The sequence below is a fragment of the Mesorhizobium sp. LjRoot246 genome, assembly GCF_964254115.1.
In the GTDB taxonomy this organism is placed as follows: domain Bacteria; phylum Pseudomonadota; class Alphaproteobacteria; order Rhizobiales; family Rhizobiaceae; genus Mesorhizobium.
Window position 1 is genome coordinate 96,637 of sequence record NZ_CAXUSN020000001.1, and the last position, 25,928, is coordinate 122,564.

The following is a 25,928-nucleotide window of genomic DNA, read 5'->3' on the forward strand; positions in this document are numbered from 1 at the left end:
GGGGAGATGTCCGGCAGGACAGAGGGGGGCGCCATAGAGCGCCACCACTGCACGATTGCCGCATCATCACTCCGGTTTCGCCTTCGCGCATGATCTTCTCCCGAAGACCCACCTCGCCCTATTGCTTCGAAACAAGCGCCAGCGCGCGGATCGGGCTGCCGGTTCCGTGTTCGATCTTGAGCGGGGCGGCGATCAGAATGGCGCCTTTCGGCGGCAGCTGGTCAAGATTGCAGAGACTGGCGAGACCGTACCGGTTGGCCTTGTGCATCAGCGTATGCGCTGGGAATGGCGGCTCCATGCCGCCGGCCTTGCCGGCATCGGTGCCGATCGTCTCTGAGCCCCAGCCCTTGATATCCTTGCTGATCAGGAACTGGATGGCTTCGGCCGTCGGGCCGGGCGTGTGCGGACCGGTCTCGTTGGCATTGAGGAACTCGGCTTCCGAGCCGTTGCGCTTGTACCAGTCGGTGCGCATCACCACCCATTCGCCGGCATTGATCGCGCCGTGTTTGGCTTCCCAGGCCTTGATGTGGTCGACGGTGAGCAGGAAATCGGGGTCGGCGGCGGCTTCCTTCGAACAGTCGATGACATTGACCGGACCAACGAAGTTCTGCGCCGGAATGGTGTCGGTGGCGCCGTCCGGATAGTCCTTGCCGCTGATCCAATGCTGCGGCGCATCGAAATGCGTGCCCGAATGCTCGCCGAGCTTCAGCCAGTTCCATGCCCACCACGGGCCGTTCTTGTCATAGCGGGAGATCGAGTGGATCTCGACCTTGGGCGTATCGACGGCGAGTTCCGGCGGCAGCTTGATCAGCGGCGTGTCGGGTCCGAGCGGCGCGGTCAGGTCGACCACCTTGATGGCGCCTGAAAGGAGCTGACCGGCGACTTCGCCGAGGAGTTTTTGGGTGTCCATGGTCTGTGTTCCCTCTTTCGTGATGATGATCAAGGCTCGTCTCGGCCCTTAATATCCTACTAGACGAAAACATATGCATCTGCAATTATCTTTAAGCATAAAGGAAATGGGGACCGGGGCGTGAGCGAGTTTGACGCCATCTTTGTCGGGGCGGGCCACAACAGTCTGGCATGCGCCGCGCATCTGGCGCTCAAAGGCTGGAAAATCGGGATTTTCGAGCGCAACGCAACAATTGGCGGCGCCGTCCAGACCCGTGAATTCACCCTGCCTGGCTTCCGTCACGATTTCGGCGCGATGAATCTCAGCCTGTTCGCCGGCTCGGCCTTCCACCGGAAATATGCAAATGAATTGAAAGCGCAGGGGCTGGAGTTCGCACCCGTCGCCGATTGTTTCGCCAGCGCGTTCCCGGACGGACGCTGGTTCGGCGTCAGCAACGATCTGGAAAAGACCGCCGCGCGCATCGCCGCCTTCTCGGCAGCCGATGCCCAGACATGGCGCAGACTGGTCGCCGCCTTCCCGGCGGAGGCCGAGCATCTGTTCCGGCTGCTGGGATCGCCGATGAGCGCCCGCGCGCTGGCCGGCACGGCTTGGAACCTGTGGCGCAAGAAGGGCATTGCCGGCGCGCTCGATACGGGACGGCTGCTGTTATCCTCGCCCCGCGCATGGCTGGAGGAAAATTTCGAGTCGCCTCATATCAGGGCAACGCTCGCCACCTGGGGCATGCATCTCGACTTCGCCCCCGACATCGCCGGCGGTGCCGTGTTCCCCTATCTGGAATCGATGGCCAACCAGAGCTTTGGCATGGTGCTGGGCAAGGGCGGCGCCGACACCATCATCCGGGCGCTATCGGGCATGGTGACCTCCGCTGGCGGCAAGATCTTCACCGGCGCCGACGTGGCCGAGATCACGGTTTCGGCCGGCAAGGCGACGGGCGTGCGGCTTGCCTCCGGTGAGACGCATACCGCCACCAGGGCGGTCATCGCCGGCGTCGCGCCCAAGGCGCTGACCGGCAAACTGCTGCCCAATGGTTCGGGTGACGCCGGCTTCGACACGGCGATGCAAAAGTTCCGCCATGCGCCGGGCACGATGATGATCCATCTGGCACTGGACGATCTACCGGACTGGCGCGCCGACCCCGAGCTTCGGCAGTTCGCCTATGTGCATTTGTCGCCTTCGCTCGACGCCATGTCGCGCACCTATCAGCAGGCGATGGCGGGCATGCTGCCGGACGAGCCGGTGCTGGTCGTCGGCCAGCCGACCGCGATCGACCCGTCGCGTGCGCCTCAGGGAAAGCATGTGCTGTGGGTGCAGGTGCGCATGCTGCCCGCCGAAATCACAGGCGACGCCGCCGGCAAGATCGCGCCAGCGCACTGGGACAAGGTCAAGGAGGCCTACGCCGAGCGTGTCCTCGACATCATCGAGACCTATGCACCCGGCCTGCGCAACAAGATCCTCGGCCGGGCGGTGTTCTCGCCCATCGATCTCGAGCGCGAAAACCCGAACCTCGTCGGCGGCGACCAGGTCTGCGGCAGCCACCATCTGGCGCAGAACTTTTTGTTCCGGCCGGCGCGCGGATACGCCGACTGGAACACGCCGATCGGCAAGCTGCATCTTACTGGAGCTGCAACATGGCCGGGCGCCGGTACCGGTGCGGCTTCCGGTTACATGCTCGCGCAACAGCTTGGCGGGAGGTAGGAGCCGAAGATTCCTTGAGGCGACGAGGGGCAAGGCGCTGCTGCCCAAAGAGCCTGAACCACTGAATGACGACGACGCCGCGCAGAAACAAACCAACAAGGGGAACGACCATGACAATCAACAGACGTGAATTGCTGGGATACAGCGCCGCGGCACTCGGGGTGGCCGCCGTCGGCCTGCCGCGGATCGCCAAGGCAGCCGCCGGCGAACTGACCATCGCCTATAATGTCAATCTGCCGTCCTGGGATCCGACCACCGGCCCCTCGGCCGTCAACCCGACGATCCAGGGTCTCTACCAGTCGGTGTTCGACCAATTCATTCCGCAAAAGCCCGACCTGTCCTTCGCGCCCGGCCTGCTCACCGAATGGGGCTGGAACGACGACCGCACCAAGATCATGATGACGGTGCGCGAAGGCGTGACCTGGCATGACGGCTCGCCGTTCACGGCCGAGGACGTGGTCTGGTCGCTGCAGCGGGCGGGTGACGAAAAAACCGGCAACCCGATCCAGTTCGTCTGGAAGAACGTCAACAATTTCAAGATCGACGGCAACAAGATCACCGGCGACGTCGTGCAGTTCGACCCGGTCTATTTCAAATGGATGTCGTTCCTGACCGGCTACATCATGCCGAAGGCCTACTACGAGAAGGTCGGCGCCGAAGGTTTCGAGAAGGCGCCTATCGGCACCGGCCCCTACATGGTCGAAAAATTCGAGCGCAACGCCTTCCTGCGGCTGAAGGCCAACCCGAACTATTGGGGCGGCAAGCCGGCCTTCGAGAATGTGACGATCAAGTTCGTCGCCGATGCGGCGAGCCGCGTCGCCGAGATCGAATCCGGTTCCTCGCAGGTGACGCTCGAAATTCCCTATGAGGAGTATGACCGGCTGATCGCCAAGGATGGGCTGGCCGGCTCGTGCAAGAACGTCTCCGACATCGGCATGATCTTCTTCAACGACATCGAGGCGATGCTGGACAAGAACGTCCGTCAGGCCGCCGTGATGGCCGTCGACAAGAAGCTGCTGGTCGACCGCCTGCTGCGCGGCTACGGCCAGCCGATCGACACGCTGGAGACGCCGGAATACGCGGCCTACGACGCGTCGATCAAGGTCGAGCACAATCCGGAAAAGGCCAAGGAATTGCTCGCCGCTTCCGGCTATTCACCGGAAAAGCCGGTCAAGTTCACCATCCAGACGACCAAGGGTTTCAAGCCCAAGGACTACGAGATGATCCAGGCGATCGTCGGCATGTGGCGCAAGGTCGGCATCGAGGCGACGATCGAGGTCTACGAGATCGCCAAGCACTATGAACTGCGCGCCGCCGACAAGCTGGCGCCGGCGGCCTTCTACAATTGGGGCAACGCCATCGGCGATCCGACCACCTCGACAGGCTTTGCCATGTACGGCCCGAGCCCGCATTCGGTGTGGGACAGCCAGGACCTGATCGACATGATCAACCCGCTGTGGGGCGAGAAGGACGAGGCCAAGCGCATCGCCGGCTGGAAGGCTGTCGACAAGTACATCGCCGAGCAGGCCTATGTGCTGCCGCTAATCCAGTATGCGCAACCGATCGTGCATGCCAAGGGCGTCAATGTGGTGCAGCATGTGTCCGGCGCACTGCTGCCGGCCCTGATGACCCCGGCCTGACCAATATGGGGGAAGGCGCGCTGTCACGAGACGGCGTATCTTCTTAACGACGCAGGCCCCCTCATCCGGCCCTTCGGGCCACCTTCTCCCCGCTGGGGAGAAGAGACTGGCTCAGCCGTCAGCGACCTCTTCTCCCCAGGGGAGAAGGTGGCCGCGAAGCGGCCGGATGAGGGGGTTTTCGCTCCATCAGTCGCTTACACGCACTAGGCTCTCGCCGGCATGCTCCTGCAACGATTCCTGATCCGTCTTCTGACGATGCTGATCACGCTGTTCGGCGTGGCCGTCGTCGTCTTTGTCGTGATCCGCGTGGCGCCCGGCGATCCGATCGCCATGATGTTGCCACCCGGCGCGACGGATGCCGACATTACCCGGCTGCGCGCGCTCTACGGGCTCGACAAGACCATTGTGCAGCAGTTCTTCATCTGGCTGTCTGGTGTCGCCCAGGGCGATTTCGGCACCTCGATTTCGCTCAGGCAGGATGTGCTGGGTCTCGTCTTCAACCGGCTGCCGGCGACGCTGGAGCTCGCCATCGTCGCTCTCATCATGGCGGTGGTGGTCGGCGGCACCACGGCAGTCATCGGCGCGCGCGAACGCGGCACGGCGGTCGAGGCCGGCATAGACATCGCCAGCGGTGCGGCGCTCTCCATTCCCGACTTCCTGTGGGGCCTGGTGCTGATCCTGTTGTTCGGCGTGCTGGTGCCGATCTTCGACATTTCCGGCCGGGTGTCGCCGCAGCTCGACCTGCCCTTCGTCACCCAGTTCTATCTCTTCGAGAGCTTGCTTCGGCTGCGTCTCGACCTCACCTGGGATCTGCTGAAGCACATGCTGATGCCGGCCGTGGCGCTGGCGCTGCCGCTGGCGGCGATCATCTCGCAGCTGCTGAAACAGTCGCTGAAGGAAGTTCTGGACCTCGACTATGTCGTGCTGGCGCGGGTGAAAGGGTTTTCGGAAACGCAGGTCATCCTGCGCGAGGCGCTGAAGAACGCCGCTTTGCCGACGCTGACGCTGGTCGGCGTGCAGTTCACCTTCCTCATCGGGGGCACGATCATCGTCGAACGGCTGTTCTCCTATGAAGGCCTGGGTAACATGGCGATCGACGCCGTCATCAACCGCGACCTGCCGCTGATCCAGGGCATCGTGCTGGTCTTCGCGCTGCTGTTCGTGCTGATCAACCTCAGCGTCGACATGATGTATGCGCTGCTCAATCCGAGGCTGCGCCATGGATGAGGGTCGCGCACGAAGGCGAGGTGTGTCGCCACGTCTGTGGCTGGCCGGCGGCTGGCTGCTGCTGGCGCTGCTGGCTGCGGTCTTCGCACCGCTGGTCGCGCCGCAGGATCCGCTGGCGCAAGACCTGATGCTGGAGCGGCTGCCGCCCTTCTGGCTTGATGGCGCCGAACCCGGCTATTGGCTCGGCACCGACAGCCTTGGCCGGGATTTGTTGTCTCGTCTGATCTTCGGCGGCCGCATCGCCTTCATCGTCGCCTTCGCCGCGGCCATCGCGGCCTGTCTCGTCGGCTCGACGCTGGGGCTGATCGCAGGCTATTTCGGCGGTTGGGCCGACCGCATCATCTCGCGCATCGTCGATGTCTGGATGGCGTTTCCGCCGGTGCTGTTCGCCATCCTGCTGGTGGCGGTGCTCGGCACTGGCCTCAGCTCCGTCATCCTCGCCATCGCCATCATCGACTGGACGCGCTTTTGCCGGGTGATCCGTGCTGAGACGATGGGCCAGTCGCGCATGGACTATGTCGAGAATGCCCGCATCGCCGGCTATGGCCGCATCGGCATCATGCTGCGCGAGGTGCTGCCCAATGTCGTGCCGTCGATCGTCGCATTGCTGTCGCTGGAAATGGGCATCGCCGTCATCGTCGAGGCGATCCTGTCCTTCGTCAATCTGTCGATCTCGACCGACGATCCGACCTGGGGCGGCATCATCGCCGAGGGCCGGCTGTCGATCCATCAGGCCTGGTGGGTGCTGGTGTTTCCGCTGATCACGCTGATCCTGACAGTCCTCTCGTTCAGCCAGTTCGGCGAGGCGCTGAAGACGCGTTTCGATCCGGTGCTGCGATGAGCGCCTGTCTCGACATCAGGGATCTGAGCGCCGTGCTGCCCGACGGCCAGCGCGTGCTGCGCTCGGTGTCGCTCGCCGTCCAGCCCGGTGAAGTCCGCGCCCTGGTCGGCGAGAGCGGTGCCGGCAAGACGATGATCGGCAAGGCGGTGCTCGGCGTCTTGCCATCAAGCGTGCGCATTGTCGAAGGCGACATGCTGCTTGAGGGCGAAGACCTAGGCAAGCTTGAAGCCAAGGCGCGGCGCACGTTGATCGGCGCCCGCACGGCGCTGATCCCGCAGGATCCGCTGACCGCGCTCAACCCGTCACGGCGCATCGGCCCGCAGATGACCGACCGGCTGGTGCGCATCCTCGGCTGGAGTGGCGAGAGGGCCGATACCCGCATCCGGCAATTGCTCGACGAAGTGCAGATCCGCGACCCCGACCGTGTGCTGAAAAGCTATCTGCATGAGCTTTCCGGCGGCATGCGCCAGCGGGTGCTGATCGCCGCCGCCTTTGCAGCCGAGCCAAGGCTGATCGTCGCCGACGAGCCGACGACAGCGCTCGACGTCACCGTGCAGAAGCAAATCCTGCGGCTGATCGTGCAATTGCAGCGCGAGCACGGCACGGCGATCCTGTTCGTTACCCATGATCTCGGCGTCGTCGCCAAGATCAGCCAGAAGGTCTCGGTGCTCTATGCCGGCAAGGTGGTGGAAGAGGCCGAAACGGCCGCTCTCTTCGCCGCCCCGCGGCACCCCTACACACGGGCGCTGATGGCGGCCACGCCGCGCTACACTGATCCCTTCGCTTCGTTGAAGCCGGTCGATGAGGCGGTGCTGGCCGGACTGGCCGCCGAGATCGCCGCCGCCGACCAGACCTGGAGGCGGCCTCATGGCTGAGCCGCTGTTTTCCGTGCGCGGGCTGAAGGTCGCGCTGCCCGACATGACGCGCAAGCCGCTGATCGGCCGTGCGCCGCTGGCCGAGATCCTGAAGGGCCTGGATTTCGACCTGCCGAGAGGATCGGTCACCGGCATCGTCGGCGAATCCGGATCGGGCAAGTCGACGCTCGGCCGCGCTTTGGTGCGCCTGCTGGAACCGAGCGCCGGCAGCATCAGCTTCGAGGGCCGCGATATCACGCATCTGGCGGAAGCGGAGCTCAGGCCATTGCGCCGCGATCTGCAGATGATCTTCCAGGACCCGATGTCGTCGCTCAACCCGCGCCGCACCATTGCCAGCATCATCGCAGCACCGCTCAAGCAGAACGGCCTTGGCGATAATCTGAAGGCGCGCGTCGCCGAGGCCCTGCAGCGCGTCGGCCTGCCGCAGAGCTTCGCCAGCCGCTACCGCCACGAACTGTCGGGCGGCCAGCGCCAGCGCGTCGGCATTGCGCGCGCGCTGGCGCTGTCGCCGAAATTCGTGCTGGCCGACGAGATCGTCTCCGGACTCGACGTCTCGACCCAGGCGCAGATCCTGACCCTGCTGGAAAAGCTAGCCGCCGAGATGGGCCTCACCGTTGCCTTCATCAGCCACGATCTGTCGGTCATCCGGCGGCTGTGCCGGCAAGTGATCGTCATGCGCGAGGGCGTGATCGTCGAAGCCAGCGCCACCGACGCCTTGTTCGACAAGCCGCGGCAAAGCTACACGCGCGACCTCATCGCAGCCATTCCGCTGCCCGAGATCGATGCGGGCTGGCTGGACATCCCTGCCGCCGCAAAGGCCACGACATGAATGATAACGCACGCCGGAAAGCGGGGGCTGGACGTGCGACCGCAACGACTTGGTCCCGCCAATGGAGAGGACTGACATGAAGACGATATTTCGAAACGCAACACTCGCCGCCGTTGTCCTTGGCAGCGCAGGCATCGCCGCCGCCAGTTCGATTCCTGGCATGCGCGGCCACGACCACACCGGCATCACGGTTCCCGACATGAAACAGGCGGTCGACTTCTTCACCGAAGTGGTCGGCTGCCAGAAGGCGATGTCTTTCGGTCCGTTCGCCGACGACAAGGGCACCTTCATGCAGGATCTGCTGGGCGTCGATCCGAAGGCGGTGATCGAAGAGGTCACCATGGTCCGCTGCGGTTACGGATCAAACATCGAGCTGTTCAAATACACAGCACCGGACCAGAAGGACCTGACGCCGAAGAACAGCGACATTGGCGGCTTCCACATCGCCTTCTATGTCGACGATGTCGCCGCCGCCAAGACCTATCTCGACGCCAAGGGCGTCAAGACAAGGATGGGACCGTTGCCGGTCAAGGAAGGGCCGGCCGCCGGCCAGACCATCCTCTACTTCCAGGCGCCGTGGGGGCTGCAGCTGGAAGCGATCAGCTATCCCTCGGGCATGGCCTACGAGAAGGGTGCCGAGACCGTTTTGTGGAGCCCGAAGAACCCGGAAAAGTGATGGGAAAACGTGCTTGCGGATGTTCCGCAAGCACGCCACACAAGGGTGAGCTTGAATCATTTCAATATGAAACTTTAAGCTTGAAATAATTCGCCTCCGGCGCAATACTCGAAACCAGCAAGCGAAGAGGAGATCGCAGACATGAAGGTTGCGGTTCTCGGCGGCGGACCAGCCGGGCTCTACTTTGCCATTTCGATGAAGCTTCGGGACGCCGAGCACGATGTGACGGTGTTCGAGCGCAACCGCGCCGACGACACGTTCGGCTGGGGCGTGGTGCTGTCGGCCGAAACACTGGACAATCTGTCGAAAAACGATCCGGTCAGCGCCGTCTGGATCAAGAAGCACTTTGCCTATTGGGACGACATTGCCGTCATCCATGACGGTGTGCGCACGGTCTCGTCAGGACACGGTTTCTGCGGCATCGGCCGCAAGCGGCTGCTGGTCCTGCTGCAGCGCCGGGCGCGCGAACTCGGCGTCAAACTGATGTTCGAGACCGACATTGCAGATCCCAAGCCCTATATGGAGACGCATGATCTTGTCGTCGCCGCCGACGGCCTGAACTCCAGGGCGCGCAACACTTTCGTCGACATCTTCAAGCCCGACATCGACACCCGCAAATGCAAGTTCGTCTGGCTCGGAACCAACCAGAAGTTCGACGACGCCTTCACCTTCATCTTCGAGAAGACCGAGCATGGCTGGGTGTGGGCGCACGCCTACCAGTTCGACAGCGATACGGCGACGTTCATCGTCGAGTGCAGCGAGCAGACCTGGGCTGCATTCGGCTTCGGCGCGATGTCGCAGCAGGAATCGATCGCCGTCTGCGAGCGCATCTTCGAAAAACATCTCGGCGGCCACGCGCTGATGACCAATGCCAACCATATCAGGGGTTCGGCATGGATCAATTTCCCGCGCGTGCTGTGCGAGCGCTGGTCCTACAAAAATCTGGCGCTGATGGGCGATGCGGCGGCATCGGCGCATTTCTCGATCGGCTCCGGCACCAAACTCGCGCTGGAAAGTGCCGTGGCACTTGCCGAGTATGTCGAAACCGAGCCGGACCTCGACGCCGCCTTCCGCAAATATGAGGATGCGCGGCGCACCGAGGTGCTGAAGCTGCAATCGGCGGCGCGCAATTCGCTCGAATGGTTCGAGGAAGTCGAGCGCTATCTCGGCCTCGATCCGGTGCAGTTCAATTACTCGCTTTTGACCCGCTCGCAGCGCATCAGCCACGAGAATTTGCGGCTGCGCGATGCCGAGTGGCTTGGCGGGGCGGAGGAATGGTTCCAGCGCCAGGCGGGCGCCGGGGGCAACAGCCTGCGCCGCGCGCCGATGTTCGCGCCGTTCAAGCTGCGCGACATGAGGCTGCAGAACCGCGTCGTCGTCTCGCCGATGGCGCAGTACAAGGCCGTCGACGGCTGCCCGACCGACTGGCATTTCACCCACTATGCCGAGCGCGCCAAGGGCGGCGCCGGGCTCCTCTATATCGAGATGACCTGCGTCAGCCCTGAAGGCCGCATCACGCCCGGCTGTCCGGGTTTCTACGCGCCTGAACATGAGGTGGCGTGGAAGCGGCTGGTCGACTTCGTCCACACCGAGACCGAAGCGAAGATCTGCGCCCAGATCGGCCATTCCGGCGCCAAGGGTTCGACCCGGCTTGGCTGGGAGGGGACCGACGTGCCGTTGGTCTCGGGCAACTGGCCTGTGATGGCGGCCTCGGCCGTCGCGTGGTCGCCGCAGAATCAGGTGCCGAAGGCGATGGATCGCGCCGACATGGACCGGGTGCGCGATGAGTTCGTGGCGTCCACCGAGATGGCCGATCGCTGCGGCTTCGACATGCTCGAGATCCACGCCGCGCACGGCTATCTCCTGTCGTCCTTCATCACGCCGGTCACCAACCGGCGCACCGATGCCTATGGCGGTTCGCTGGAAAACCGCATGCGCTATCCCCTCGAAGTTTTCCGCGCGGTGCGCGCCGCCTGGCCAGCGGAGAAGCCGATCTCGATGCGCATTTCGGCCAATGACTGGGTCGGCATCGAAGGTGTGACGCCGGCCGATGCCGTCGAGATCGCCCGGCTGCTGCACGAGGCCAGCGTCGACATCTGCGACGTCTCGGCCGGCCAGACCTCGGCACTGGCAAAGCCTGTCTATGGCCGCATGTTCCAGACGCCGTTTTCCGACCGTATCCGCAACGAGGTCGGCATGGCGACGATGGCGGTCGGCAACATCTACGAGCCGGACCATGTCAATTCGATCCTGATGGCCGGCCGCGCCGACCTCGTCGCACTGGCACGGCCGCATCTCGCCGATCCCTACTGGACGCTGCATGCCGCCGTCACGCTCGGCGACCGTGGTGTCAAATGGCCAGATCCCTATCTGCCCGGACGCGACCAACTCTACCGGCTGGCCGAGCGCGACGCCGCCGCGGGGTTGAAAGTATGAGCGCTTTTCGTTTGCCACGTCAGCGCTGTACCCCCACCCCTAGCCCCTCCCCGCAAGGGGGAGGGGGACTGCGTCGCATTCGACTCAGCCGGCACCGCATAAGTTTGCAACAGACAGGTGCTGCCGTGGCCTTCCCCCTCCCCCTTGTGGGGAGGGTTAGGGGTGGGGGTACTTGGCGCCATGTTTTGAGGATTGAAGCATGATCGCCGGCAAGCATGCGCTGGTGACCGGCGGCGGCTCTGGCGTCGGCCGGGCAATCGCGCTGGCGCTGGCGGGTGCCGGCATCGACGTCACCATCTGCGGCCGCCGCGAAGCGGAGCTCGCCAAGGTGGCCGGCGAGAGCAAAGGCATTTTCGGCATCGCCGCCGATGTCACCAATGAGGCGGCGATGGCGTCGCTTTACGAGGCGGCGGAAACAGCGCGCGGGCCGTTCGACATCGTCGTCGCCAATGCCGGCATGGCCGGCAGCACGCCGGCGCACAAGACCACGCTTGCCGACTGGCAGCGGACGCTCGACGTCAATCTGACCGGCGCCTTCCTGACGGTAAAGCCGGCGCTGGCCGGGATGGCCGCGCGCAAGGCGGGGCGGATCGTGTTCGTCGCCTCCACGGCAGGGCTGAAGGGCTACGCCTATGTCGCGCCTTACGTCGCCGCCAAGCATGGCGTTGTCGGCCTGATGCGGGCGCTGGCCGCCGAGACGGCGAAATCCGGCGTCACCGTCAACGCCGTGTGCCCGGGCTTCGTCGAGACCGAGATGCTGGAAGAGTCCATCCAGCGCATCATCGAGAAGACCGGCCGCTCGGCCGAGCAGGCGCGGTCGCGCCTCGCCTCGACCAATCCGCAAGGCCGCTTTATCCAGCCGCAGGAGGTTGCCGCAACCGTGCTGTGGCTCTGTAGCGACGCTGCCCAATCGATCACCGGACAGGCGATTTCCATCTCAGGAGGCGAAACATGGTAGCCGGCCCCCTGCCCGCGCCGTCGGGACCCGGCAAGGACCGCTTGCGGCTATGGATCAGGCTGCTACGTGCGTCACGCACGATCGAGGCCGAGCTGCGCGAGCGCCTGAAGAAAGAGTTCAACACGACGCTGCCGCGCTTCGACGTGATGGCAGCCCTCTATAGGGTGCCGGAAGGCATGCTGATGAGCGACCTGTCGCGCTTCCTGCTGGTCTCCAACGGCAACGTCACGGGGATCGTCGACCGGCTCGTGTCAGAGGGACTTGTCGCCCGTGCGCGGCGCAATGGCGACCGCCGCACCTCGATGGTGCGGCTGACCGAGGAAGGCACGGAGGCCTTTGCCGCCATCGCCGCGGCGCATGAAGGCTGGATCGGCGAATTGCTGGGGAAGGTCAGCGAGGATGACGCGCGCCGGCTGACCGGTATGCTGACCTCGTTCCGCAGCAACTGGGAGGGACGCGAATGACCGCGATGGCCGGCCGCAAGCCGAAGCATTTCCTCTGGGACGTCGAGGACAGGATCGCAAAAGTCCGGCTCGACCGGCCGGAACGCAAGAACCCGCTGACCTTCGACAGCTATGCCGAGCTGCGCGACATTTTCCGCGACCTCGTCTATGCCGACGATGTCGACGCCGTGGTGTTCCTCTCCAATGGCGGCAATTTCTGCTCCGGCGGCGATGTCCACGACATCATCGGCCCGCTGGTCAAGATGGATATGAAGCAGTTGCTCGCCTTCACCCGCATGACCGGCGATTTCGTCAAGGCGATGCTGAATTGCGGTAAGCCGATCATTGCCGCCGTCGATGGCGTCGCGGTCGGTGCCGGCGCCATCATTGCCATGAGCTCCGACATCCGCATCGCCACGCCAGAAGCGAAGACCGCCTTCCTGTTCACCCGCGTCGGCCTTGCCGGCTGCGACATGGGCGCCTGCGCGATCCTGCCGCGCATCATCGGCCAGGGCCGCGCCGCCGAATTGCTCTACACCGGCCGCACCATGACGGCGGCCGAAGGCGAGCGCTGGGGGTTTTATAACCGGCTGGTCGATGCTGCGGCGCTTGAAGCCGACGCGCTCGACATGGCGGCACGCATCGTCTCCGGCCCGACCTTCGCCCACGGCATCACCAAGACGCAGCTGAACCAGGAATGGTCGATGGGCCTCGACCAGGCGATCGAAGCGGAAGCGCAGGCGCAAGCGATCTGCATGCAGACCCGCGACTTCGAGCGCGCCTACAAGGCGTTCGTGGCCAAGGAAAAGCCGGTGTTCGAGGGGGATTGAGGATGGTGCATTCCGTGGAGACGTTGGCAGGACAGAGGGGGGCGCCGTAGAGCGCAAGGCCTCAATTGCGGAGGCACCAATGCCTGACCGCTCCTTCCTGTCCTGGCCATTCTTCGAAGACCGCCACCGCCACCTCGCCGAGCACCTCGAAGCATGGTGCGCGAAAAACCTGCCGGTCGATCATCATGATGTCGACGCCGCTTGCCGCGAGCTGGTGGCAAAGCTCGGGCGAGACGGCTGGCTGAAGCCGACGGCGCTCGACACCGACAATCCGGGTCCGCTCGACGTGCGCACTTTGTGCATCACGCGCGAGACGCTCGCGCGCCATGACGGGTTGGCCGATTTCGCCTTCGCCATGCAAGGGCTCGGCACCGGCGCACTCAGCCTGTTCGGCACTCCGCAGCAGCAACAATGGCTTTCGAAGACACGCGCCGGCAAGGCGATTTCCGCCTTCGCCTTGTCGGAACCGCGCTCGGGATCAGATGTCGCCAACACCGAAATGACCGCGACCCGCGACGGCGACAGCTATGTTCTTACTGGTGAAAAAACCTGGATTTCCAATGGCGGTATCGCCGACCTCTATGTCGTCTTTGCCCGCACCGGCGAGGCGCCGGGCGCCAAGGGGCTTTCCGCCTTCCTCGTGCCTGGCGACGCCAAGGGCCTTGGCATCGCCGAGCGGCTGGAGGTGATCGCACCGCATCCGCTGGCGCGGCTGTCGTTCGACCAGGTCCGCCTGCCCGCCTCGGCGCTGATCGGCAAGCCCGGTGATGGCTTCCGCATCGCCATGTCGGTGCTCGACGTGTTCCGCTCGACCGTCGGCGCGGCAGCGCTCGGTTTTGCCCGCCGCGCGCTGGACGAAAGCATCAAACGCGTGGCCGGGCGCAAGCTGTTCGGCGCGCCGATGGCCGAGTTGCAGATGGTCCAGGGACATATCGCCGACATGGCGCTCGACGTCGATGCTGCGGCGCTTCTGGTCTACCGTGCCGCCTGGACCAAGGACATGGGCGCGGCGCGGGTCACCCGCGAGGCGGCGATGGCAAAGCTGTTCGCCACCGACAAGGCGCAAGAGGTGATCGACAAGGCGGTGCAACTGCATGGCGGCGACGGTGTCCGCAAAGGCCATATCGTCGAGAGCCTGTATCGCGAGATCCGCGCGCTGCGCATCTATGAGGGTGCCTCAGACGTGCAGAAAGTGGTGATCGCGCGACAAGTGATGGGCGCGGCCTGACGGCGAGAAATTGACGGGCATTCGATTTTGAAAATTGGGTTTTGGAATACCGGGAGGTTTTGAATGCACACGATTCTGCAGCCGGAAGGCTGGGCAAAACCTGTCGGCTACGCCAATGGCGTCGCGGCACACGGGCAGCTCGTCTTCGTTGGCGGACAGGTCGGCTGGAACGGCCAATGCCAGTTCGAAACCGACGACTTCGTCGGCCAGGTGCGGCAGACGCTCGAGAACATCGTCGCGGTGCTGGCCGAGGCCGGCGCGGGGCCGCAGCACATCACCTCGATGACCTGGTATTTCACCGACAAGGCCGAGTATCTGGCCAACCTCAGGGGCATCGGCGAGGCCTATCGCGAGGTGATCGGCCGGCATTTTCCGGCGATGGCCGCCATGCAGGTGATGGCGCTGGTCGAGGATCGCGCCAAGGTGGAGATTCAGGCCACCGCCGTCATCCCGGAATAACCCCTGGTTATCCCGGAATAGTCAATTCGTTGTCCCGGGAATAGATTATTCGCGAAGGCCCGCCTGCCGCAAAATCGGCAGCACATGATCGCAGAAATAGGGCAGTTCCTGCGTGTAGTTGACGAAGGACAGCGCGATGCCCTGGTAGCCATGCCCGGCAATGGTGGCCATGTCGGCGGCGATCGTTTCCGGCGTTCCGATCAGCGGGTAAGTACCGGCGCCGCCGGCGAAGCGCTGCCGATAGCGGTCATAGGCGTGCGGGTCGTGCGACTGCGAGAATTCCTTCTTGCCCGCCATATGGGCATCGACCGCATCGTGGTCGGCCATATCGACCGCATAGCGCGTGTAATAGGCCTGCGCCTCTTCCATGGTCGGGCGGCAAACGACATGCGCCACGGTGTAGACACCGACATCGCGGCCTGCCTTGTCGGCCCGCTCGCTGATATCGGCGACATGCTTGCCGGCATCGCTCATCTCGGAAAAGGTCGTGAACAGATAATCGCATCGGGCGGCGGCGAAATCGCGACCCGGCCCGCCGAACGCGGCGTTCATGGTCACCGGGCGCGGAACTTGCAGACTGGCCGGCCGGCTGACGGCTTCCTTGAGGCGGTAATAGGTGCCCTCGTAGTCGAGCGGCTCGGCCGAGGCGTAAAGCTTTTCGAGGATCTCGATCCATTCGGCCGCCTGGTCGTAGCCCTTCTCGACCAAAGGCGTGCCAAACATGCCGAATTCCTTCGGGTTCCAGCCGCAGACGATGTTCAAGCCCGCGCGACCCTGGCTGATATGGTCGACCGTCGCCAGCGCCTTGGCGGCATAGAGCGGATGCACCAGCGGCACATGCACGGTCATGAACAGGCCGATCCGTTCGGTGGCCATGGCGAGAGCGGCCGCCCAGGTGAAGGTCTCGAACGACCATTCGCGCACCTTGTTGCGGCCGCCAAAACCGCGCCAGCGCGCGATCGGCAGCATGAACTCCAGGCCGGCGCGGTCGGCGATCTGCGCTGCGGTCAGATTGTCCTGCCAGCTTGCCGTCCAGCGTTCCGGCACGTCGGTGATGGCAAGCCCACCATCGGCATTGGTCGAAAAGACGCCAAGCTTCAGCCTGTTCGGGCCGTGCAAGGGGTGTGATTTGTTCATGTGGCGACCTCCCGGCGAAGATCGCACGCTACGGCTCCGCAGAAATATTTCAAGCATGAAATAGCTTCGCCTTGCGATGGTTTGCGGATATGGATTTGGGCAGAGACAAAGAGGGGATGGGCATGAGCGAGTTCCGGCAGAAATGCATCGGCAAGACCAACCTCGTCGGTTCCTTTGCCGCCATTCCCCATCCCGTCGCGATCGAGGTGATGGCGCAATCCGGCCTCGATTTCCTCTGCATCGACTGGGAGCATGCGCAGATCTCACGCGACATGATCGAGAGCATGGTGCGCGCGGCCGACGTGCATCGCGTGCCGGCCATGGTGCGCGTTCCCGGCCATGCGCCGGAGGCTATCCAGGCAGCATTGGACAGCGGCGCGCAAGGCGTGCTGGTGCCGCGCGTCTCGACCGCCGCCCAGGCCGAATCCGCAGTGAAGGCCTCGCGCTATCCGCCAAGGGGCGAGCGTGGCGTCGGACCCGGCCGGGCCGCCGGCTATGGCTATCGCATTCCCGAATATCTGGCCGGCGCCAATGACAGGATCGTCGTCGCGATCCAGGTCGAGACATCGGAAGGGCTTGCCAACATCGAGGCGATCGCGGCTGTCGACGGCGTGGATGTGATCTTCGTCGGCCCCGGCGATCTTTCGGTGTCGATCGACGCGATCGGGCCGAACGGCGCGGACAAGCTCACGGATGCAATCCAGACAATCATCGGCGTGACGATCGCACACAACAAGGCCGCCGGCATATTTTGCGCCAGCCCACAAAATGTCAGCCGATGGGCGGCCACCGGCGCGAGTTTCTTCGTCCTGGCGAGCGACACGATGTTTCTCGGCGCTGGCGTCGCGGCCAATTGTGCCGCCGCGCGCGACGAACTGGCATGAGACGAGCGCAGCTAGGCGAAAAAGGCGTATCGCTGGGGCAACAGGACGGCCAAACTTTTTAAGCTTAAAACTTTCGCCTTGAAAAGCGCCGCACTTTGGATAAGCATTCCAAAATCGATGGCGACTGACGTGCCGGAGGGGCTTGCCGGCCAATCCATCGTGGTGTTCCGGGTGGGAGGGGTTTCAGTCCTTGTCGTCATACTGCCCCAGTCATTCGTCCAGCGCGCGTTATGTCTTCGACGGCGTGCGCGCCCAGATCCACGACCTGCACACCGAAAACATCGCCAACCTTGCCGTGCGGGCGACCGCGCTCGACCGTACGATCGCTACCATGAATTGACGCCCCGCCTGGGCGGCAAAAACCGTGCGGGAGCAACCCGCCCGATCAACAACAGAGGGAACACAAATGAGCTTCACGCGTCGCAAATTGCTTCTTCTCGCCGCCGCCATCGGCATCGCCGCCGGCCCCGCCACGGCCTATGCCGCCGACGTTCTGAATGTCGGCGCCTACCCGACCAACCCGCCCTTCGAATACAAGAACGAGAGCGGCACTTTCGAGGGTTTCGAGGTCGACATCGTCAACGAAGCCGCCAAGCGCATCGGCATGACCACCGACATCGCCGATCTCGGCTTCCAGGCGCTGTTTGCCGCCACGACGTCGAAGCGCATCGATGTCGCCATCTCGTCGATCACCATCACGGCGGAGCGGCTGAAATCGCAGTCGTTCACGCAGCCCTATTATGATTCCGACATGGGCATCGCCACCAAAGCCGACAGCCCGATCAAGGCCGAGGCCGACCTCAAGGGCAAGATCGTCGGCGTGCTTTCCGGCTCGACCGGCGAAACCTGGGTCAAGGGGCATCAGGAAGCTGACGGCTTCAGCGACGTGAAGGGCTACGACACGCAGCAGAACCTGCTGCTCGACCTCAGCGCCGGCCGCGTCGATGCCGCCGTCAGCGACATTCCGGGCATGGAGTATTCCTTCACCAAGATGAAGGACCTGGTCGTCAAGGAGCGCATCAAGACCGGCGAACAATACGGTCTGATGCTGACCAAGGACCACCCGCTGCTCGGCAAGCTGAACGACGCGCTGACCGCGATGAAGAAGGACGGTACGCTGGCCGCCATCCACAAGAAGTGGTTCGGCAGCGACGCGCCCGCCGACTCTTCGACCATGAAGGAAATGCCGCTGCCGAAAGCCTGAGCGGCAACGCATTGAAATCGTGCCGGCTTTTTAGGCCGGCACGATTCATTTCATGGACCGGCACCGGTCGCCGCGAAGACTGCCTCGCTGACGGCGAGGTCAATTGATTTTAACGCGAGCATTCTTTGCTCTGGGGTTCGGGAACGCTCCCATGTCGCTGATCGACACCTTCTTCAACCCCGATGTCATCATGTCCAGCCTGCCGGCGCTGCTGCGCGGCTTCCTGAACACGCTGCTGCTCGGTATTCTGAGCATCGGCATCGGCATCCCCATCGGCCTGGCGATCAGCCTTGTGCGGCTCTATGCGCCGAAGCCGCTGCGGTGGCTGGCGGTCGGCTATACCGACATGTTCCGCGCCCTGCCGGTGCTGGTCGTGCTGATCCTGATCTACTATGCGCTGCCCTTCCTCGGCATACGCCTGTCGTCCTGGGCGTCGGCGGTGACGGCCTTCGCCTTCATCATGTCGGCCTATTCGGCCGAAGTGTTCCGCTCCGGCATCGAAAGCATTCCGCGCGGCCAGTTCGAGGCGTCGCAGGCGCTTGGACTGCCGTTCCTCTTGACCTTGCGCAAGGTGGTGCTGCCGCAGGCGATCCGCGTCGTCATCCCGCCGATGACCAGCAACTGCGTCTCGATGTTCAAGGACACCTCGCTCGCCTCTACCGTGGCGCTGCCGGAACTCTTGAAGGAAGCGACCAACGCGCAGTCGCTCTACGCCAATCCATCGCCGCTGATCGGCGCAGCACTCGTCTATCTCATCTTCCTCTGGCCGATGGTCCGCCTCGTCAGCCTGCTCGAGGAGCGCTTCAAGACCGAAAAGAAGCGCTGACCTCGCCACTCATCCCACCCGCCCAAGCACTCCGCAGGAGCCTACCCGTGAACAAGCACCAGACCGACAATGCGAACGCCAGCGCGTTTCCCGTCGACACCATCCGCGCCATGTTTCCCGCCTTGCGGCGGGCCGGCGATTTCATCTTTTTGGACAACGCCGCCGGCGCGCAGATCCCGCAGAGCGTGCTCGACGCGGTGACCAACCATCTGGTTTCGCACAATGTGCAGCGCGGCGGCCGCTATGGCCGCAGCGTCACCGTCGACCAGTCGGTTGCCGATGCGCGGACAAGCGTCGCCCTGCTCATCAACGCCTATAGCCCGGCGGAAATCTGCTTCGGCATGAACGCCACCTCGTTCATCCGCCTGGTCAGCCTCGGTATCGGCCAGATGCTTGGGGAACGTGACGAGATCGTCATCACCGACATGGACCACGACGCCAACATCGCGACCTGGCTGGCGCTGGAGCAGGCCGGCGCCAAGTTTCAGTGGTGGCGGATGCGCGAGGACGGCAATCTGCATGTCGACGATCTGCGCCCGCTGGTTTCCGACCGCACCCGTCTCGTCGCCTGTACAGTCACCGCGCATTCGATCGGCTCGATCGTCGATGTCGCTTCGGTGGCCGAGATCGCGCACGCGGCCGGCGCCGAAGTGTTCCTCGACTGCGTGCATTACGGGCCGCACGGCCTGATCGACGTGCAGGCCTGGGACTGCGACTATCTCGTCTGCTCCGGCTACAAGAATTTCTCGCCGCATATGGGCTTCCTGTGGGGCCGCTTCGAAACGCTGAAGCGGCTGCCGACCTTTCGCGAGGATTTCATCCCCGATGAACCGCCCTACAAGGTCGAGGCCGGCACCTTCATCTACGAGAACGTTTCCGGCATGGATGCCGCCGTGCAGTATCTGGAACTGATCGGCCGCAATCTGGCGCCGTCCAACAACCGCTCCCGGCGCGACAACATCGTTGCCGGCATGGGCGCCATCCGCGACTACGAGCTAGTGCTGGCCCGCGAGATGCTGGCCGTGCTGAAGGATTGCGGGGCAACCATCTACGGCGTTGCCGACGAGGCGCGCATCCATGAACGCGTGCCGACCTTCTGCTTCAACATCGGCAAATTGTCGCCGCAGCGGATCGTCGAGGAAATGGCCGAGATGCAGATCGGCATCCGCGACGGCCACATGTACGCGCCGCGGCTGATGAAGCGCCTCAACCTGTCGATGGACAGCGGCGCCATCCGCGCCTCGCTGGTCCACTACAACACGGTCGAGGAAATCCAGCGCTTCGGCGAAGCGCTGCGCGCGATTATCGCGAAGTTGTCGTGATCGGCTTGGCCCGGGTGTGTTGAGATTCAGGTCAGGCTGAGTCGAGAATGGTGGCTTCCGAGAACCGGAGCGGAGCGTACTTTTCGTACGTGAGCACCGGAAGCGCAGGAAGCCGCCATTCGCAGACCGGCCTCACCTGAATATCGACGCGCCCGGTCAGGCGGCCTTCTTCTTCGCCAGCCTCGCCTTGATCGAGGCGACGTCGGCGCGCGGCGTCGCGGCGAACAGCGTCCTGGTGTAGCTGTGCTTGGGGTCGGCGAAGACCTCGTCGCGCGAGCCGTATTCGACCGCTTCGCCGAAATACATCACCATCACATCGTCGGCGATGTAGCGCACCACGGACAAATCGTGGCTGATGAAGACGTAGGTCAGCTGGAACTCGTCCTGCAGGTCGGCGAGCAGGTTGAGCACCTGTGCCTGCACCGACAGGTCTAGCGCGGAGACCGGCTCGTCCAGCACCAGCAGGCTCGGATTGAGCATCAGCGCGCGGGCAATGGCGATGCGCTGGCGCTGGCCGCCGGAGAACATGTGCGGATAGCGGTTGTAATGTTCGTGGCCGAGCCCGACCTTCTTCAGCATCTTCATCGCCAGGTCGCGCCGCTCGGCGGCCGGCTTGTCGGTGTTGATCAAAAGCGGTTCGCCCAGCACGTCGCCGATCTTCTGGCGCGGGTTGAGCGATCCGTAGGGATTCTGGAAGACGATCTGCACCTTCCGGCGCATCTCTTTCGACAGCGCGTTCCTGGCGATGTCGACCTTGTTGCCGTCGATGAACAGGTCGCCCGATGTCGCCGGATCGATCAGCGTGATGATGCGGGCGAGCGTGGACTTGCCGCAGCCGCTTTCGCCGACGATGGCCAGCGTCTTGCCCTTGTCCACGGTGAACGAGACGCCCTTCACCGCATGCACGGTGCGCGGCCCGGTGAACAGGCCACCACCGATGTGATAGTCGCGGACGATGTTCTTGCCTTCGAGAACGGTCGTGCTCATGAGGCGGCTCCCGCAGCGGTTCCTGCTACAGAGGGCGCCGGCTCGAACAGCATGTCGGAAACGGTCGGCAGCCTGTCGCCGACGGCGTTCTCCGGCAAAGCCGACAGCAGCGCGCGCGTGTAATTGCTTTTCGGCGATTCAAACAGCGACAGCACGTCGGCCTCTTCCATCTTGCGGCCCTTGTACTGGACGATGACGCGGTCGGCGGTTTCGGCCACCACGCCCATATTGTGGGTGATCATGATCAGGCCCATGCCGTATTTGGCCTGCAGCGAGACCAAAAGATCGAGGATCTGCTTCTGGATGGTAACGTCGAGCGCCGTGGTCGGCTCGTCGGCGATCAGCAGTTTCGGATTGCAGGCGATGGCGATGGCGATCATGACGCGTTGGCACTGGCCGCCCGACATCTGGTGCGGAAACGAACTCAAGCGTTCTTCCGGATCGGCGATGCCGACCAGCTTCATCAATTCGATGGCACGCGCCCGGCGCTGGGCACGATCCATGCCCATGTGGAAGCGCAGCACCTCCTCGATCTGGAAGCCGACAGTGAAGCACGGGTTGAGGCTGGCTATCGGCTCCTGGAAAATCATGGAGATGTCCTTGCCGACGATCTTGCGGCGTTCGGACGGGCTGAGCTTCAACAGATCGACGCCGTCGAAAGCCATGCGGTCGGCCTTGACGGTTGCCGTGTTGGGCAACAGCCCCATCACCGCCAGCATCGCCACCGACTTGCCGGAGCCGGACTCGCCGACGATCGCCAGCACTTCGCGTGGCTCTATCGACAGATCGATGCCTTGCACTGCCATGAACGGTCCGGCCGCGGTGTCGAAGGAAACGGTGAGGTTCTTGATCTCGAGCAGAGGCATGCTCACGACCTCTTCAGCTTGGGGTCGAGCGCGTCGCGCAGGCCGTCGCCGATCAGGTTGATGGCGAAGACGGTGATCAGGATGGCGAGACCCGGGAAGGTCACCACCCACCAGGCGCGCAGGATGAACTCGCGCGCTTCGGCCAGCATGGTGCCCCATTCGGGCGTCGGCGGCTGCGCGCCCATGCCGAGGAAACCGAGGGCGGCCGCCTCGAGAATGGCGTTGGAGAAGGACAGCGTCGCCTGCACGATCAGCGGCGCGATGCAGTTGGGCAAGATGGTGACCAGCATCAGCCTGAGATGGCTGGCGCCGGCGACCTTGGCCGAGACGACATATTCGCGGGTCTTCTCGGCCATCACGGCGGCGCGGGTGAGCCGGGCGAAATGCGGCTGCAGCACGAAGGCAATGGCGATCATGGCGTTGACGAGGCCAGGCCCAAGCACCGCGACCAGCACCAGGGCCAAGAGCAGTGACGGGAAGGCCAGGATGATGTCCATGATGCGCATGATCAGCGTGTCGACCCAGCCGCGGCAGTAGCCGGCGAGCAGGCCGAGGATGACGCCGGAGATCAGCGCCGTGGTGACGACGACGAAGCCGATGGCGAGCGAGAAGCGCGAGCCGTAGATCAGTCGCGAAAGCATGTCACGACCGACGGCATCGGTGCCGAGCAGGAACTGCGCGTTGCCGCCCTCTTGCCAAGCCGGCGGCGTCAGGAAGAAATCTCGGAACTGATCGTCCGGCGAATGCGGTGCCAGCAGCGGCGCGAAGATGGCGATCAGGATCAGCAGCGCAAAGACGAAGAGCCCGATCACCGCGCCCTTGTTGACGGAGAAGTAGTGCCAGAACTCGCCGAACATCTGCAGCCTTGCGTCCTGCTGCTTGACGACGGTTGCGGCTTCGATGGTGGCGGGGCCTTCATTGCTCATGTCAGTTGGCCCGGATGCGTGGGTTGATGACGGCGTAGAGCACGTCGACGATGAGGTTCACCGACATGACGATCAACGCGATCAAAAGCAACCCGCCCTGCACGGTGAAATAGTCGCGCTTGGAAATAGCGTCGATCATCCATTTGCCGATGCCGGGCCAGGAGAAGATGCTCTCGGTCAGGATGGCGCCGGTGAGCAGCGTACCAACCTGCAGGCCGATGGTGGTGACGACCGGGATCAGTGCGTTGCGGAAGGCATGCAGGCCGATGACGCGGCGCGGCGCCAGCCCCTTGGCGCGCGCGGTGCGCACATAGTCTTCGCCGAGCACTTCGAGCATAGCCGAGCGCGTCTGCCGGGCGATGACGGCGAGCGGGATGGTGCCGAGCACGATGGTGGGCAAAATGAGGTGCGACAGCGCCGAACGGAAGGCGCCCTTCTGCCCCGAGATCAGCGAATCGATGGTCATGAAGCCGGTCACCGGCTTGAAGAAATAGAGAAGGTCGATGCGGCCGGATACCGGCGTCCAGTGCAGCGTGCCGGAGAACACGATGATCAGCAGCAGACCCCACCAGAAGATCGGCATGGAATAGCCTGCGAGCGCCGTGCCCATGGTCAGCTGGTCGAACCAGGATCCGCGGCGGATGGCGGCGAAGATGCCGGCGGCGACACCCAGGAGGACGGCAAAGATCATGGCGAAGATGGCGAGTTCGACCGTTGCCGGGAAGCGCACCAGGAAATCCTTGAGCACCGGCGTCTTGGTGGAAAACGAGGTGCCGAAATCGCCGCTGAGGATGTTGGTCAGATAGGTCAAATATTGTTGCCAGATCGGCAGGTCGAAACCGAACTGGTGCATCAGCGCCGTGTGACGTTCGGGCGACAGGCCGCGTTCGCCCGCAAGCACCAGCACCGGATCACCGGGCAGGATGCGCACGAAGCCAAAGGCGAGGATGGTTATCCCGATAAAGGTCGGGATGATGAGGGCGAGCTTGCCGAGGATATAACGCAGCATGGCGGGCGAGTGGGGGCGTCACCACATGGTGGCGCCCCCGTTTCGCAACCTTATTCGGCGATATCGACGCCGTCGAAGCGATGGATACCGAGCGGATCCATCGCAAAGCCGGTGACGGTCTTCTGCATCGGCATGAACACCTTGGAGTGAGCGAGCGTCGCCCAGGGTGCCTGTTCCTTGAAGATGACCTGTGCCTGTTCATAGAGCTTGGTGCGCTCGGCCTGATCCGAAACGGTCTTGGCCTTGTTGATGAGCGCATCGAAGTCCTTGTTGCACCATTCCGCGCGGTTGTTCGAACCGACGGAAGCGCAGCTCAGGAGCACGCCGAGGAAGTTGTCCGGATCGCCATTGTCGCCGGTCCAGCCGACGATGACGGCGCCGTCGTGATCGACCGCGGAAGCGCGCTTGAGATATTCACCCCAATCGTAGCTGACGATCTCGACGGTGACGCCGACCTTGGCGAAGTCCGCCTGGATCAGCTCGGCGGTGCGGCGCGCGTTCGGCATATACGGGCGCGACACCGGCATGGCCCAGACGTTCATCTTGAGGTCCTTGACGCCGGCTTCCTCGAGCAGCTTCTTGGCCGCATCCGGATCGTACGGATCGTCCTTCACTTCCTTGTTGTAGGACCACATGGTCGGCGGGATCGGATTGACCGCCACCTGGCCGGCACCCTGGAAGACGGCGTCGATGATGGCCTTCTTGTTGATGGCCATGTTGAGCGCCTTGCGGACGCGCACGTCGTCGAACGGCTTCTGCTGGGTGTTGTACATCAGCGCGCCGACGTTGAGGCCTTCCTGCTCGTCGACCTTCAGGCTGGCTTCAGCCTGCAGGCCGGCGATGTCGGCCGGTGCCGGATACGACATGATGTTGCATTCGCCGGCCTTGAGCTTCTGCGCGCGCACCGCCGGATCGGTGGTGATGGCGAAGACCAGGTCGTCGATCTTCTGCTTGCCGCCCCAATAGTCCGGGTTGGCCTTGTAGCGGATGGCCGCATCGGTCTGGTAGTCGACGAAGATGAACGGGCCAGTGCCGACCGGCTTCTGGTTGAACAGTTCCGGCGTCTTGTCGGCCTGCAGCTTGTCGGCATATTCCTTGGAGACGACCGAGGCGAAGTCCATGCCCAGCGTCGGAATGAAGGTGATTGCCGGCTCCTTGAGGGTGAACTTCACGGTCAGGTCATCGACCTTCTCGACCTTGGTGATGTTTTCGCCGAACTGGTCATTGTAATACTGGTAGGCAATGCCCGGAATGTATTGGAACCACGGGCCGTTCTTGTCGACCTGACGTTCGAACGAGAACACCACGTCGTCGGCGTTGAAGTCGCGCGTCGGGGTGAAATAGTCGGTGGCGGCGAACTTGACGCCCTTGCGCAGCTTGAAGACGTATTCCTTGCCATCGTCGGAGATCGTCCAGCTTTCGGCGAGGCCCGGCGAGGTCGTTGTCTTGCCGTGATCGAATTCGACAAGGCGGTTGAAGACGGTGCGCGACGACGCGTCGAACGTCTGGCCGGCGGTATACGGGGCCGGATCAAAACCTTCCGGCGAAGCTTCCGCGCAATAGACCAGAGTTTTAGCGTTGGCCACGCCGCCCAGGACGCTTGCAGCCAGCAACGCGGCTGCAAAAGTCAGTTTCTTCTTCATTGAGCACTCCCTGATGTTCTTCCAAGCCCCTCTATCAGGCTCGCGAAGCGCGCATATAAGCACCGTTTTTCCGGCTT

General features: G+C 63.6%; 25 protein-coding genes. 18 read left to right on the forward strand and 7 right to left on the reverse strand.

Translation table 11 applies throughout. The annotated features are described in order from the left end of the window. Positions 1-118: 118 nt before the first annotated feature. The gene (locus tag ACSQ3L_RS00465; RefSeq protein ID WP_436158142.1) at positions 119-910 is read right to left on the reverse strand and encodes a cyclase family protein; all 792 of its coding nucleotides are present in this window, start codon (positions 908-910) and stop codon (positions 119-121) included. 120 nt (positions 911-1,030) lie between these two features. Between ACSQ3L_RS00465 and ACSQ3L_RS00470 the strand changes: the two genes are divergently transcribed. From ACSQ3L_RS00470 to ACSQ3L_RS00530, 13 genes are all read left to right on the forward strand, one after another. Next, a complete protein-coding gene (locus ACSQ3L_RS00470; RefSeq protein WP_436158143.1) occupies positions 1,031-2,605 on the forward strand; it encodes a phytoene desaturase family protein in 1,575 nt (524 codons plus the stop codon). Between the two features lie 110 nt (positions 2,606-2,715). Further along, positions 2,716-4,245, forward strand: coding sequence for an ABC transporter substrate-binding protein (locus ACSQ3L_RS00475; protein ID WP_436158144.1), 1,530 nt, complete (start codon positions 2,716-2,718; stop codon positions 4,243-4,245). A gap of 219 nt (positions 4,246-4,464) precedes the next feature. Next, positions 4,465-5,472, forward strand: a complete 1,008-nt coding sequence (locus tag ACSQ3L_RS00480; RefSeq protein WP_436158145.1) for an ABC transporter permease — start codon at positions 4,465-4,467, stop codon at positions 5,470-5,472. Further along, positions 5,465-6,313: an ABC transporter permease gene (locus ACSQ3L_RS00485; protein ID WP_436158146.1), complete on the forward strand. Its 849-nt coding sequence runs from the start codon at positions 5,465-5,467 to the stop codon at positions 6,311-6,313. Before ACSQ3L_RS00480 ends, ACSQ3L_RS00485 begins: the two co-directional genes overlap by 8 nt. Beyond that, positions 6,310-7,188 carry an ABC transporter ATP-binding protein gene (locus ACSQ3L_RS00490; RefSeq protein WP_436158147.1) on the forward strand — a complete coding sequence of 293 codons (879 nt, stop codon included), beginning with the start codon at positions 6,310-6,312 and terminating at the stop codon, positions 7,186-7,188. The genes ACSQ3L_RS00485 and ACSQ3L_RS00490 overlap by 4 nt, the downstream gene beginning before the upstream one ends. Continuing rightward, positions 7,181-8,017, forward strand: a complete 837-nt coding sequence (locus tag ACSQ3L_RS00495; RefSeq protein WP_436158148.1) for an ATP-binding cassette domain-containing protein — start codon at positions 7,181-7,183, stop codon at positions 8,015-8,017. Before ACSQ3L_RS00490 ends, ACSQ3L_RS00495 begins: the two co-directional genes overlap by 8 nt. 76 nt (positions 8,018-8,093) lie before the next feature. Next, on the forward strand, positions 8,094-8,693 hold the full coding sequence (locus tag ACSQ3L_RS00500; protein ID WP_436158149.1) for a VOC family protein: 600 nt from the start codon (positions 8,094-8,096) through the stop codon (positions 8,691-8,693). A 141-nt stretch (positions 8,694-8,834) separates the two neighbouring features. Next, positions 8,835-11,129 carry a bifunctional salicylyl-CoA 5-hydroxylase/oxidoreductase gene (locus ACSQ3L_RS00505; RefSeq protein ID WP_436158150.1) on the forward strand — a complete coding sequence of 765 codons (2,295 nt, stop codon included), beginning with the start codon at positions 8,835-8,837 and terminating at the stop codon, positions 11,127-11,129. 199 nt (positions 11,130-11,328) lie between these two features. Next, positions 11,329-12,087 carry an SDR family NAD(P)-dependent oxidoreductase gene (locus ACSQ3L_RS00510; RefSeq protein ID WP_436158151.1) on the forward strand — a complete coding sequence of 253 codons (759 nt, stop codon included), beginning with the start codon at positions 11,329-11,331 and terminating at the stop codon, positions 12,085-12,087. Beyond that, complete coding sequence (locus ACSQ3L_RS00515; RefSeq protein WP_436158152.1) at positions 12,081-12,551, forward strand: MarR family winged helix-turn-helix transcriptional regulator; 471 nt, start codon at positions 12,081-12,083, stop codon at positions 12,549-12,551. Before ACSQ3L_RS00510 ends, ACSQ3L_RS00515 begins: the two co-directional genes overlap by 7 nt. Next, entirely contained in the window at positions 12,548-13,360 is an 813-nt protein-coding gene (locus ACSQ3L_RS00520) for an enoyl-CoA hydratase family protein (protein ID WP_436158153.1), read from the forward strand. The genes ACSQ3L_RS00515 and ACSQ3L_RS00520 overlap by 4 nt, the downstream gene beginning before the upstream one ends. Positions 13,361-13,439: 79 nt before the next feature. Then, a complete protein-coding gene (locus ACSQ3L_RS00525) occupies positions 13,440-14,588 on the forward strand; it encodes an acyl-CoA dehydrogenase family protein (RefSeq protein ID WP_436158154.1) in 1,149 nt (382 codons plus the stop codon). A gap of 63 nt (positions 14,589-14,651) precedes the next feature. After that, positions 14,652-15,047, forward strand: coding sequence for a RidA family protein (locus tag ACSQ3L_RS00530; protein WP_436158155.1), 396 nt, complete (start codon positions 14,652-14,654; stop codon positions 15,045-15,047). A 45-nt stretch (positions 15,048-15,092) separates the two neighbouring features. Here the strand turns inward: ACSQ3L_RS00530 and ACSQ3L_RS00535 are convergent, their stop codons facing one another. Then, a complete protein-coding gene (locus ACSQ3L_RS00535; RefSeq protein WP_436158156.1) occupies positions 15,093-16,184 on the reverse strand; it encodes an LLM class flavin-dependent oxidoreductase in 1,092 nt (363 codons plus the stop codon). Positions 16,185-16,306: 122 nt separating this feature from the next. On the opposite strand from ACSQ3L_RS00535, the gene ACSQ3L_RS00540 reads away from it, so the two are divergent. The 5 genes from ACSQ3L_RS00540 to ACSQ3L_RS00560 all read left to right on the forward strand — a co-directional run bounded on the left by ACSQ3L_RS00540 (position 16,307) and on the right by ACSQ3L_RS00560 (position 20,420). After that, the gene (locus ACSQ3L_RS00540) at positions 16,307-17,068 is read left to right on the forward strand and encodes an HpcH/HpaI aldolase family protein (RefSeq protein ID WP_436158157.1); all 762 of its coding nucleotides are present in this window, start codon (positions 16,307-16,309) and stop codon (positions 17,066-17,068) included. Positions 17,069-17,258: 190 nt separating this feature from the next. Then, the gene (locus tag ACSQ3L_RS00545; protein ID WP_436158158.1) at positions 17,259-17,408 is read left to right on the forward strand and encodes a hypothetical protein; all 150 of its coding nucleotides are present in this window, start codon (positions 17,259-17,261) and stop codon (positions 17,406-17,408) included. Between the two features lie 66 nt (positions 17,409-17,474). After that, a complete protein-coding gene (locus ACSQ3L_RS00550; protein ID WP_436158159.1) occupies positions 17,475-18,272 on the forward strand; it encodes an ABC transporter substrate-binding protein in 798 nt (265 codons plus the stop codon). Between the two features lie 151 nt (positions 18,273-18,423). Beyond that, positions 18,424-19,098: an amino acid ABC transporter permease gene (locus ACSQ3L_RS00555; RefSeq protein ID WP_436158160.1), complete on the forward strand. Its 675-nt coding sequence runs from the start codon at positions 18,424-18,426 to the stop codon at positions 19,096-19,098. Between the two features lie 47 nt (positions 19,099-19,145). Beyond that, positions 19,146-20,420, forward strand: a complete 1,275-nt coding sequence (locus ACSQ3L_RS00560; protein WP_436158161.1) for a cysteine desulfurase-like protein — start codon at positions 19,146-19,148, stop codon at positions 20,418-20,420. A 156-nt stretch (positions 20,421-20,576) separates the two neighbouring features. On the opposite strand, the gene ACSQ3L_RS00565 is transcribed toward ACSQ3L_RS00560, so the two are convergent. From ACSQ3L_RS00565 to ACSQ3L_RS00585, 5 genes are all read right to left on the reverse strand, one after another. After that, a complete protein-coding gene (locus tag ACSQ3L_RS00565) occupies positions 20,577-21,407 on the reverse strand; it encodes a dipeptide ABC transporter ATP-binding protein (RefSeq protein ID WP_436158162.1) in 831 nt (276 codons plus the stop codon). Beyond that, the gene (locus ACSQ3L_RS00570) at positions 21,404-22,273 is read right to left on the reverse strand and encodes an ABC transporter ATP-binding protein (RefSeq protein WP_436163351.1); all 870 of its coding nucleotides are present in this window, start codon (positions 22,271-22,273) and stop codon (positions 21,404-21,406) included. Before ACSQ3L_RS00570 ends, ACSQ3L_RS00565 begins: the two co-directional genes overlap by 4 nt. A 2-nt stretch (positions 22,274-22,275) precedes the next feature. Continuing rightward, positions 22,276-23,130 (reverse strand): ABC transporter permease subunit, encoded by an 855-nt coding sequence (locus ACSQ3L_RS00575; protein ID WP_244482870.1) that lies wholly within the window; start codon positions 23,128-23,130, stop codon positions 22,276-22,278. A gap of 70 nt (positions 23,131-23,200) precedes the next feature. Then, positions 23,201-24,208 carry an ABC transporter permease subunit gene (locus ACSQ3L_RS00580; protein WP_436158163.1) on the reverse strand — a complete coding sequence of 336 codons (1,008 nt, stop codon included), beginning with the start codon at positions 24,206-24,208 and terminating at the stop codon, positions 23,201-23,203. 50 nt (positions 24,209-24,258) lie between these two features. Further along, positions 24,259-25,851: an ABC transporter substrate-binding protein gene (locus tag ACSQ3L_RS00585; protein WP_436158164.1), complete on the reverse strand. Its 1,593-nt coding sequence runs from the start codon at positions 25,849-25,851 to the stop codon at positions 24,259-24,261. Positions 25,852-25,928: the final 77 nt, after the last annotated feature.